The organism is Psychrobacillus sp. FJAT-21963 (genome assembly GCF_001420585.1).
GTDB lineage: Bacteria > Bacillota > Bacilli > Bacillales_A > Planococcaceae > Psychrobacillus.
This window is the reverse complement of sequence record NZ_LJIY01000014.1, coordinates 158,302-168,931: the sequence shown is the minus strand read 5'-3', so window position 1 is coordinate 168,931 and position 10,630 is coordinate 158,302. Positions and strand designations below refer to the sequence as shown.

The window sequence follows — 10,630 nt, the reverse complement described above, 5'->3', positions numbered from 1 at the left end:
ACCTCATCGATGAAGCCTTTGTCGATACGACGTTGAATGATTTCGATGTTCGAGTCACAAAGGATGGCAACACCCCCATGCATCGTCATCGCGCGTGTTTGATTCCCGCCCATCCCTCCTGCCCCTGCAGTAAGTAGAATTTTTCCAACGAGTGAATCATTGTAATGCAGGCGTGCAATCGCCGAAAGTGTTTCAAATGTCCCTTGGATCACCCCTTGAGTACCGATATACTCCCAAGGTGCCGCTGTATAGTTCGCGTAGATTGTCAGATTTTTGTCTTGTAGATCGTAGAATGTCGGCCAATCTGCTTTCATGATGTTCGTCGTTGCCATCACCACGGTCGGGGCATACTTATGTGTCTTGAAGATCGCCACCGGCATCCCAGATTGAACGACCAATGTCTCATCATCCTCTAGCTCTTTTAAGGATTCCACGATGGCATGATAGGATTCCCAGTTGCGTGCGGCTTTCCCGATTCCCCCATAGATAACAAGCTCCTCTGGTTTTTCTGCGTTTTCCATGTTATTTTCAAGCATACGAAGGATGGATTCCTGTCTCCATCCTTTACAACGTAACTCAGGTCCTCTTTGTGCTTTCACAGAATATAAGATTTCAGGTGTTGTCATTGATAATTCCTCCTAATTATAAAATTTTGTTAATACACTTTTTATAATGCAAGTGTCGTGCCAACATACGATTTTATTAGAAAAAATTAAGTTATATATTGCTATTGATTTCAGTGGGAAAAGCGTGTCCATGTGCTGTAGGAGCTAACAAAGAGCATGTTTAATAGAGGAGCCAGAATAAGAAACTTGTAATTTAATCAATCTCGTACACTTACACAAATTCCGATTATTTAATTTTTTAGTTAAATGAGATATCAGAATTTCATTTCTTTAAAAAAAAGCAGATAATATTTGCGAAGTGAAAAAAAATGCAGATAAAATTTTCTATAAAAGGCAAAAAGGACATGATAACATATTTATAGATTGATAACAGTGAAAAGGAGTGGGGATTTGAAGATTGTAATGGAAACTGCTCGATTGTATTTATGCGTATTTGAAGAAGAACATATAGAGTCTGCAAAACATTTTTGGGGCAATCAAGAAGTGATGGCATTATGTGATGGACCTACCCCACATGAACTATTGTCTCAAGTGATCGCAGGTTATCGTAAATGTCATGAAGTCCTCGGGTTATCCGTATACGCTGTAATAATAAAAGAGACGAATGAGGTTATTGGTTCTGCAGGGTTTAATATAACTGGCTCCATGAAAGAAGTTGAATTAATTTATCATTTCATTCAATCATCTTGGGGAAAAGGTTTTGCATCCGAAGCTGCTAAGGCTTGCTTAGAATTAGTTAAAAGTCACACAAATATTCAAAAGGTTACAGCATCAGCGAGTCCGGAGAATAAAGGTTCACTCAAAATACTAGAAAAGATTGGTTTTACTTATAAAGGCATGAAATGGTTTGATGATACGCAACAAGATGAGCCTTATTATGAATACATTATTGTATCAAACTAGAAAATGGGGCTGTCTTGAAAGTCATAAAAAATGACTTTTAGGGGCAGCCTCTTTCTTCGTAGCTTCTAATAAAATGACGATTATTTCCGTTCCAGGGGCACGCTTTCCGCGAACGAACGCCGAGCCTTCTCAGGCCAACACGATGTTGGTCATGAAGGCGTTGAGGCCCACAGGATGTGTAGTCATGCAATCGTTGCCGCAAAAGTTCTTTTGCGACGAGCTTTGCCCAGTAGCAGGACGCGGCGAACTTAGATTGCCTTCCGTTTGAAGAGGCGACCTTAGCCTTCCTTCCTCTCTAGGGCTACGTACGGGGTCTCGGACTATCTCGCTTTCCCGCAGGAGTCTCCGCCTTTCACTCCAATCAATTACTTCTCTCAATCTAAAATATAATAAAACAGGATCTTTTTATGAAAAAAGTATACAAAAAAATCGCCAAATTGCTTATAATGTAAGTCGTTTTTCTCCATTTGCATTATTTTAGGGAATTATTGAACAGCCCCTTTGTTTTTACATGCTTATATTTATTCCTTTTGCTTCTTTTATGATCCGCTGTATTAATGCTTCCGCTGTCTCCGTTCTAGCAAGTAAGGGGCTTTGACCAGACCAGAGAGACATAAATTCTTTATTATGTTGATCAGAAGATATCTTTCGAATAGATTGTGTCAATGTATTTTGTATAGGAAAAATTGGAATATCAGTTTCATTTTTGTGCATTTCTATTATAAATTTATTTTTAATCCCTCTTGCCCATTTACCTGAAAAAGCATTAGTTAACGTTATATCTTCATCTTTGGCTTCGAGTATTGCTTCTTTATGTATTGGTTGAGCACCGCTTTCTTCACAAGTTAAAAACGCAGTACCCATTTGGACAGCACATGCACCTAAGCTTAAAGAAGCCATTAGCCCTCTACCATCCATAATGCCCCCAGCAGCTATTACAGGTATCTTTACATGATCTACTACTTGAGGAATCAAAGACATTAGGCCAATCAAGCCTTCTTCGTGAGCATTTAAAAAGTTACCTCTATGACCTCCCGCTTCACTTCCTTGCACAACGACAGCATTCATTCCTAGTTCCTCAATAAGTATTGCTTCCTTAACTGTTGTTGCCGTACCAATAGAGATAATGTTTAGTTTACTTAATTCATTTAACACTTCTTTGGATGGAACACCGAAAGTAAAAGAACAAATAGGAACTTTTTCCTCCATAACAATTTGTATTTGTTCCATAAATGTCTGTTTGGTATTCTCTATACTTGGAAGAAGTATATTTTCATCTTGAATGTTTAATTCCACTTTGTATTTGCTTAGTAATTGATTGGTTTTCTTTATCTTCGCTTCATCAATCTCAAAAAAGTTTGGAACAAATAAATTTACTCCATAGCATTCTGATGTTAACTGCTTTACCTCTTTGATTTGCTCTTGTAATTGAGCTGGAGTTAAATATCCGGCTCCAATCATTCCAAGCGCTCCACTATTAGAAACAGCTGCCACTAATTTCGAAGTAGTTATCCCTCCAGCCATTGGTGCTTGAATAATAGGATACTCTATCTTTAATAACCTAGTAATTTCATTTTTCAACATCAATTCAACTCCAATCTTTTTTAACTACAAACTTAGGGTAATGGTTTACATCCAGCCCTAAGCTTTCAGTTCTTAACCATTCCATTGCTTTTAGTACGAGAGGTGATGCATTATCAGCATTAATTTCATTTTCAGCAACCCACCCAGCTCCAAATGAGTCTTGTCCTTCAAATTGTTCAGGTTCCACTATATCACCACCCACTTGCTTAACTAAATAAAACACTGCAATATGATGTACATCTGTCGCACCTCTCCAGTCCGCAGAAACCATGAAATCAGTCGTGCCTATAGTTTTAATAATTTCGATTTCTAAACCTGTTTCTTCTAAAAATTCTCTTTTTAAAGCTATTACTAAACTCTCTCTTTCTTCTAAATTCCCACCAGGAAGATCAAAGCGGTTAATGTAAGGACCACCATTTTTATTGATAACAAGCAGTTTTTCTTGTTGCACGCATATACCATATACACCAAATGCGCGATGAAAATTCCTTTTAATAATGCCTTTTGACCATTCCATTGCTTTTTGTTGAATTTCCAATGCTAATTTTTCTTTTCCTTTAATGTACGAATCCATATTATATGGGAATTGTTTTGCTAACATATTCTTTAATTCCCCATATTCATGGGCAACTTGTGGATGCACGCTTAAGTAATCTCTAAATACAAGGTGTCGTTTAATTTCTGTATTACCCGTTTCATACATATGCACATGGTGTGATCGATTATCGCCACCTTTTTGAAAATATCTACGTCCTGGGAGACCATTCTCTCCTTTTGGAATATATCCAAGATTAATCATTGCTTCGTTATATGTATCAATTATAGATATATCACTAACTACCGGCATCATATCTATTATTGGTTTTGCTTGAAGTCCTCTAACAGAGGTGCTCCCAATATGATGGATCTCCAGAATGTCAGAACCAAATATTTCTTTTATTTTTCTTGCTTCATCCTCAAATTGTTCCTTCCATTGATCAGAATAAGGCAAAACTTCTACTTTACGCATGTACATCCCCCACAGTATGAAGATGTTTTTCTAACTGTTCCTTATGGATCTTTGAATATTTAAGCAACTCAAATTTATCTTCCTTTAGTAATGATGTAATTCTATTGGCTTCGTTCCATGCTAGATTATACATATCTAGATCAATGAGATTACTTGAAAGAGCATCTTCCAGTTCATCTTCATCTTGCAGAATAATCTCTCCACTAGGCAAAATTATAATATCTAGAAATAAATCATCCCACCAAGGAATATTATTTTCTGTTCCTATTTCATGACATATATCTATATACCATTGTACAATCTCATCATTCGCATTAAACATCGTAGTAATGGAATAACTGTTCTCTATCGGGAAATGTTGCATCCAACTATACCCATCATCTACAATACAAATGCTTTTGTCTGCATAGTTCACCCATAAAGGCTCCGTAACTTGAACAAGTTTTAATAATGTTATAACTCCAGTAAACTCTTTGGTATTCAAATAGTATTGTGCATACTTTCTTTTCACAATTCGCTTCCATTCCGAACGATTCCCATATCTCCTTTTTAACATATCTAATCCCCTTTATTATTTTCTCTCATTTCCTCTTTTAAAATTGCCAGTGAGTTTCGCTAATATTAATTGTTCTTCTTTTTCATCTTTGGCATCATTCATTTTTTCTAAAAATCTCTCAGCGTCTTTTCCTTTTAATATTTTTACACGTTTCCCATGAAACTCAAGAAAAACAATATGATCCTTCGTAATATGATAACTAAAAGGATTAGCATCTAAACGTTTTCTCTTGTCTATGTTATCCATTTCATAGCCTCCAACAATATACATATTATTAAGGTTCTATTTAAAGAAGGGAAATCCTTTTTTCTTAATAAATTAAACCATTGTCCTTTTGGGATATATGATGTTAAATAAAATAAGAATGGAAAAAGGTGGGGGAACAGGAATGAATATAAAAACAGAAAGACTTCATATACGCAACTTTAAATTAAGTGATTGGAAGGCAGTGCACGAGTATACTTCCGATCCAGTTGTTATGAAATACATACCAGAGGGAGTTTTTACTGAAGAGGATGCAAAATGCTTTGTAAATAAAAATATTGGCGGGGACGCTCATATGTTTCCTGTTGTACTGTCAGATAAAGAAGAATTAATTGGGCACATTTCTTTTCAACAATATTTTGGTGATCATACTTATGAGATTGGTTGGGTGTTTAATCCTAAATATTATAATAAAGGGTATGCTTCGGAAGCTGCTCTTTCCATATTAAAATATGCTTTTGAAGAAATGAAATTACACAGAATCATTGCTACTTGCCAACCTCAAAATCCTCCCTCTTACCGAGTTATGGAAAAGATCGGAATGAGAAGAGAAGGGTATTTTAAGAAATGTATTCCTCATGATAATGAGTGGTGGGACGAGTATTATTACGCTATCTTAGCAGAAGAATGGAAATAATTAATAACCGATAAGTTAGGAAGACTTGCGGGAGATGCACAACATCCTTTACTTAAACTTTCAAAAAGTACGTATCTATCTTTCAGTCTATAAAAGATAATTAAAAATACAGTTTTCGGTTCTTCACTTTAAAATCAGTTACAATATTCAATGATATTTGTTTATACAGAATTAATTTGCTTTACATTAGAAGGAGAATTGATTTGAAAGTTCAAGTTTTATTAAAAGGGTATAATTTTTTATTTTTTGGTTTACTTGCATTATTTATTCCTTTTTTACCTGTCTATTTGGAGGATAAAGGTTTATCAGCTAGCGAAATTGGTTTAGTTATTGGAACGGGCGGATTTGTAACATTAATTGCACAACCTCTATGGGGATTCATTAGTGATAAGACAAAAACTATACGTAAAGTGATGCTAATACTTGTTAGTCTAACAACAATTTTTGGATACTTCTTATTTAACGTGGATAGTTTTGTGTTACTTGTAATGTTTGCTTTGTTAGTATACTTCGCACTCATGCCATTGGATCCTCTGACGGAAAGCCTTAACTTTACCGTTTCCGAAATGGCTCGAGTCAGCTATGGATCAATTCGAACATATGGAGCGTTGGGATATGCGATTTTGTCTTTAATTGTCGGGTTTTCAATGGACTATTTCGGTATGAACAGCGCTTCTATATTGTTTGCAATATTAGGATTGATATCATTTGCAATCGTTTGGTTCATGCCGGATGTCCAAGCCTCCACAAAGCCTGTTACTATGGAAGGACTGAAACAAGTATTAAAGAATAAAGAAATGCTTCTGTTTTTAGTGATGGTTTTCATAAGTTCAATACCAGCACGTATGAATGATACATTTCTAGGTCTACATCTGCGGGAACTTGGAGGGGATACTTCATTAATTGGAATTGCCTTCTTTATAGCAGCAACAAGTGAAATAGTTATATTTGCTTTAAGTTTTTGGTGGCTTCGAAAGGGCAAAGAGTTAGAAATTATTACGATGGCAACATTTTTCTACTTTTTACGTTTTATCCTCGCTGCTTTCATTTTAAGTCCCCTTGCTTTAACATTATTGCAAGTACTACAGATGTTTACATTCCCTATTTTTTATACTGCTGCGATTCAATATTTATATCAAATTATGCCAAAAGAATGGCGTGCTACTGGACAAACCGTACTTGCGCTCTTATTCTTCGGTTTATCTAGTATAATTGCATCTTATGCTGGAGGTTACATATATAAAGAATTTGGTGGACATACTTTTTATTTCATTATTTCCATTATGTCATTCATTGGAGTTTTATTCGGTGTTTTATTGACAATTCGGAAACATAGAAACTAGATGAATAGCAAATAGCTATCTTTTGCCTGACCCAATAATTAGACAAAGTGGTAGCTTCCATGACCTGAGTTCGATATCCATTCGAACTTAGGTCTTTTAATATTAGTTTCAGTGCAGGCTAACGTTTAGTGTATAGGCTGCATGTTATAATAGCTCCATATCATTTTGGTCATTGGCAAATGTTTCATCTTATTATTCATAAAAAAGCAGCACCAATAATTGGTGCTGCTCCGTTTAAATTATCCTCTTAACTCTGCTCCTGCTTGTTCTGCAAGTGCTTTTAATACTTTGTTATGGGCATTCACAACTTCTTCGTCTGTTAGTGTACGTTCTGGGTCGAAGTATGTGAGAGAGAATGCAACCGATTTTTTACCTGGTTCCATTTTTTCTCCTTCATATAAGTCGAAAAGATGTACACCTTTTAATAGTCTTCCACCAGATAATTGAATAATTGCTTGTAGTTCGCCAGCTGCTTTTTCGCTGTCTACTACTAATGCAATATCACGTGTAATTGACGGGAATTTTGAAACTGGTGCATAGTATAATGCATCCAATTCTTTATTTAATACTTTTGCTAAATTAATTTCTACTACATAAGTTTCTTTCAAATCACGTGCTTTTTGCTCAGAAGGATGTAATTGACCGATGACACCGATTGCTTCTCCTGCTAGCTTAATGGATGCAGTACGTCCTGGATGTAAGCCATCTATTACCGCTTTTTCAAATGTAAGTTCACTTGTATGGCCAAGAAGTTCCATTAAACCTTCTACAATTCCTTTTAATACAAAGAAATCAACTACTTTTTTCTCACCTTGCCAGCTATGCTCTACCCATTTACCTGCAATTACTGCTGCTAAATGTTCTTGCTCATGTGGCAAACCTGATTCTGTTTCTCCTAAGAACACAGACCCTACTTCATAAAGTGCCACCGTATCTGCTTGACGTGCAGTATTATACGTAACAGCTTCCAATAAATGCGGGATTAAGCTTTGGCGAAGGATGCTACGTTCTTCACTCATTGGCATTAATAGTTCTGTGACTGGAGCTGTTTCTAATGCAAATTTTTGAGACATTTCTTTAGAAGTTAAAGAATACGTAATAGCTTGATAAAGACCTACACCTTCCAAATAAGCTCTAACTTGACGACGTTTTGCTTGGTAAGAGGTTAAGCCACCTGGTTTTGATTCTTCCACTGGTAAAGTCATTGGAATTTCATCATAACCGTACATACGAGCAATTTCTTCCACGATATCCTCTGGAATTTTAATATCTTGACGACGAGTTGGAGCATTAATATATAAGTATCCATTTGCCGCTTGATAATCAAATTTTAATCTACTCAAAATAGATGTCATGTCTTCTAAAGAAATTTTCATCCCTAAACGGTTATTGATGAAATCAGGAGACACGACTACTTCTGTAGGTTTTTTTTCTAACTCATCCACTATAACAGAACCAGCTAAAACTTCTCCGCCAGCAAGCTCTGCAAGAAGACTTGCCGCTCGTTCAGCAGCTAGAATCACACGATTTGGGTCTACACCTTTTTCAAATCGAGCGCTTGCATCACTTCGTAAGTTGTGGTCTTTAGATGTTTGTCGAACAGAACCACTTGCAAAGTATGCAGATTCAATTACTACCGTTGTAGTTCCATCATGCACTTCTGAATTTGCGCCACCCATTACACCAGCAATTGCAACTGGTTCTTGACCATTTGTAATTACTAAATGAGTGGACTTCAATGTACGCTCTTGATCATCCAATGTGACAATTTTTTCCCCTTCTTCTGCAAGACGAACGACAATTTCCTTTGTTTCTAATCTGTCATAATCGAATGCATGAAGAGGTTGACCATATTCCATTAATACGTAATTTGTAATATCTACTACGTTATTATGTGGACGAACGCCAGCTGCCATCAAGCGATGCTGTAACCATAATGGTGATTCTTTTACTTGAACATTTTTCACCACTTTTGCTACGTACATTGGATTTTCTTCCATAGCATTAACACGTAAATTTAAATAATCAGATGCTTGTTCATTACTTTCATTGTAAGTTGCTTCCGGATATTTCATGTCTTCTGATAGGATTGCCCCTACTTCATAAGCTACCCCAAGCATACTTAGTGCATCTGAACGGTTAGGAGTCAGGCCAAGTTCAAGGATAATATCATCTAAACCTAGTAAAGGCAATGCACTCTCCCCAGGAGTTGCTGATTCTGGAAGTACATAAATACCCTCTGCATACGCTTTAGGTACGAGTCTTCCTTCTATACCTAGTTCTTGAAGAGAACAAATCATTCCGTTTGATTCTTCTCCACGAAGTTTTGCCTTCTTAATTTTTATTCCACCAGGCAGTACTGCTCCTGGTCGTGCAACGATTACTTTTTGTCCAGCTGCAACATTTGGAGCCCCACAAATAATTTGTGTTATTTCTTCTCCTACGTCTACTTGGCAAATATTTAATTTGTCTGCTTCTGGATGCTTCACACAATCCTTTACATAACCTACTACAACGTTTGTCATGCCTTGAGAACGATCTATTACTGCATCAACTTCAATACCTGAACGAGTTATTTTTTCACCCAAATCCTTTGGATCGAGTCCTTGCGTATTTACATATTCTGCTAACCATTTCGTAGAAACTAACATGTCATTTCCTCCTTACACTTCTGTTCGGTGGAATTGCGATAAGAAACGCACATCATTCGTATAGAAATGACGAATATCTTCCACTCCATATTTCAACATAGCAATACGTTCTGGGCCCATACCAAATGCAAAACCAGAAAGCTTTTTCGAATCATATCCAGCCATTTCAAGGACATTCGGATGCACCATACCAGCACCTAAAATCTCAATCCAGCCTGTTTTTTTACACACGTTACAGCCACTACCACCACACTTGAAGCAAGAAATATCCATTTCAACAGATGGCTCTGTAAATGGGAAGAAACTTGGACGTAGACGGATTTCTCTATCCTCTCCGAACATTTTTTTCGCAAAAACAGAAAGTGTACCTTTTAAGTCACTCATTCGAATATTTTCACCTATTACCAATCCCTCAATTTGAGTGAATTGATGTGAATGAGTCGCATCATCATTATCTCGACGATACACTTTACCTGGACAAATAATTTTAATTGGCTTGCCTTCTTTTGCTTCCATTGTCCGAGCTTGCACAGGTGATGTATGTGTACGAAGAAGAATATCTTCTGAAATATAAAAAGAGTCTTGCATATCACGAGCTGGATGTCCTTTTGGCAAGTTCAAAGCTTCAAAGTTGTAGTAATCCTTTTCCACTTCTGGACCTTCGGCAATTTCATAACCCATGCTGATAAATAAGTCCTCAATCTCTTCTACCACTCGTGTTAAAGGATGATGATTCCCAGTTTTAACTGGGCGACCTGGTAATGTAACATCAATAGATTCTTTTTCTAATTGCTCTTGAATTGCTTGCTCTTGAAGGAGTGTCATCCGAGCTTCTAATACTTCGGTTACTTCTTCTCGAACAACATTTACTAGAGCTCCCATTTTTGGACGTTCATCTGCAGGAAGTTTACCCATTCCTTTTAATAAATCCGTAATGGGTCCTTTTTTCCCTAGGTATGCAACACGTACATCATTTAATTCTTTTACATTTTGTGAAGCTTCAATTTTTTGCAAAGCTTCTTCTTTTAATTGTTGAAGTTGTGCTTCCATGTTTTAT

The 10,630-nt window shown here is 36.5% G+C and carries 9 protein-coding genes and 1 pseudogene; 3 read left to right on the top strand and 7 right to left on the bottom strand.

Annotation, left to right across the window (positions count from 1 at the left end):
• Positions 1-626: pseudogene (locus AN959_RS19040) on the bottom strand (urocanate hydratase); the annotation flags it as partial.
• A gap of 390 nt (positions 627-1,016) precedes the next feature.
• On the opposite strand from AN959_RS19040, the gene AN959_RS19035 reads away from it, so the two are divergent.
• Positions 1,017-1,529: a GNAT family N-acetyltransferase gene (locus tag AN959_RS19035; RefSeq protein WP_253278946.1), complete on the top strand. Its 513-nt coding sequence runs from the start codon at positions 1,017-1,019 to the stop codon at positions 1,527-1,529.
• Positions 1,530-2,036: 507 nt separating this feature from the next.
• On the opposite strand, the gene AN959_RS19030 is transcribed toward AN959_RS19035, so the two are convergent.
• From AN959_RS19030 to AN959_RS19010, 4 genes are read right to left on the bottom strand one after another with little or no spacing between them, the layout of a single operon-like run.
• Positions 2,037-3,113: a nitronate monooxygenase family protein gene (locus AN959_RS19030; protein ID WP_056833061.1), complete on the bottom strand. Its 1,077-nt coding sequence runs from the start codon at positions 3,111-3,113 to the stop codon at positions 2,037-2,039.
• A 4-nt stretch (positions 3,114-3,117) separates the two neighbouring features.
• Positions 3,118-4,122, bottom strand: a complete 1,005-nt coding sequence (locus tag AN959_RS22070) for a GrpB family protein (RefSeq protein WP_082461100.1) — start codon at positions 4,120-4,122, stop codon at positions 3,118-3,120.
• The gene (locus tag AN959_RS19015; RefSeq protein WP_056833060.1) at positions 4,115-4,678 is read right to left on the bottom strand and encodes a DUF402 domain-containing protein; all 564 of its coding nucleotides are present in this window, start codon (positions 4,676-4,678) and stop codon (positions 4,115-4,117) included. Before AN959_RS19015 ends, AN959_RS22070 begins: the two co-directional genes overlap by 8 nt.
• A 15-nt stretch (positions 4,679-4,693) precedes the next feature.
• The gene (locus AN959_RS19010; RefSeq protein WP_053588679.1) at positions 4,694-4,924 is read right to left on the bottom strand and encodes a hypothetical protein; all 231 of its coding nucleotides are present in this window, start codon (positions 4,922-4,924) and stop codon (positions 4,694-4,696) included.
• Positions 4,925-5,066: 142 nt separating this feature from the next.
• Between AN959_RS19010 and AN959_RS19005 the strand changes: the two genes are divergently transcribed.
• On the top strand, positions 5,067-5,579 hold the full coding sequence (locus AN959_RS19005; protein ID WP_056833081.1) for a GNAT family N-acetyltransferase: 513 nt from the start codon (positions 5,067-5,069) through the stop codon (positions 5,577-5,579).
• Between the two features lie 203 nt (positions 5,580-5,782).
• A complete protein-coding gene (locus tag AN959_RS19000) occupies positions 5,783-6,922 on the top strand; it encodes an MFS transporter (protein WP_056833058.1) in 1,140 nt (379 codons plus the stop codon).
• A 239-nt stretch (positions 6,923-7,161) separates the two neighbouring features.
• Here the strand turns inward: AN959_RS19000 and pheT are convergent, their stop codons facing one another.
• Together pheT and pheS are read right to left on the bottom strand one after the other, a co-directional pair.
• Positions 7,162-9,573, bottom strand: a complete 2,412-nt coding sequence (gene pheT / locus AN959_RS18995) for a phenylalanine--tRNA ligase subunit beta (RefSeq protein ID WP_056833056.1) — start codon at positions 9,571-9,573, stop codon at positions 7,162-7,164.
• Positions 9,574-9,585: 12 nt separating this feature from the next.
• Positions 9,586-10,623, bottom strand: a complete 1,038-nt coding sequence (pheS, locus tag AN959_RS18990) for a phenylalanine--tRNA ligase subunit alpha (RefSeq protein WP_053588676.1) — start codon at positions 10,621-10,623, stop codon at positions 9,586-9,588.
• Positions 10,624-10,630 lie beyond the last annotated feature (7 nt).

Bases quoted from the DNA above. Each gene is read 5' to 3' on its own strand.
- AN959_RS19030 (WP_056833061.1), bottom strand. From the start codon at position 3,113: ATGTTGAAAAATGAAATTACTAGGTTATTAAAGATAGAGTATCCTATT.
- AN959_RS22070 (WP_082461100.1), bottom strand. From the start codon at position 4,122: ATGCGTAAAGTAGAAGTTTTGCCTTATTCTGATCAATGGAAGGAACAA.
- AN959_RS19015 (WP_056833060.1), bottom strand. From the start codon at position 4,678: ATGTTAAAAAGGAGATATGGGAATCGTTCGGAATGGAAGCGAATTGTG.
- AN959_RS19010 (WP_053588679.1), bottom strand. From the start codon at position 4,924: ATGGATAACATAGACAAGAGAAAACGTTTAGATGCTAATCCTTTTAGT.
- AN959_RS19005 (WP_056833081.1), top strand. From the start codon at position 5,067: ATGAATATAAAAACAGAAAGACTTCATATACGCAACTTTAAATTAAGT.
- pheT (WP_056833056.1), bottom strand. From the start codon at position 9,573: ATGTTAGTTTCTACGAAATGGTTAGCAGAATATGTAAATACGCAAGGA.
- pheS (WP_053588676.1), bottom strand. From the start codon at position 10,623: ATGGAAGCACAACTTCAACAATTAAAAGAAGAAGCTTTGCAAAAAATT.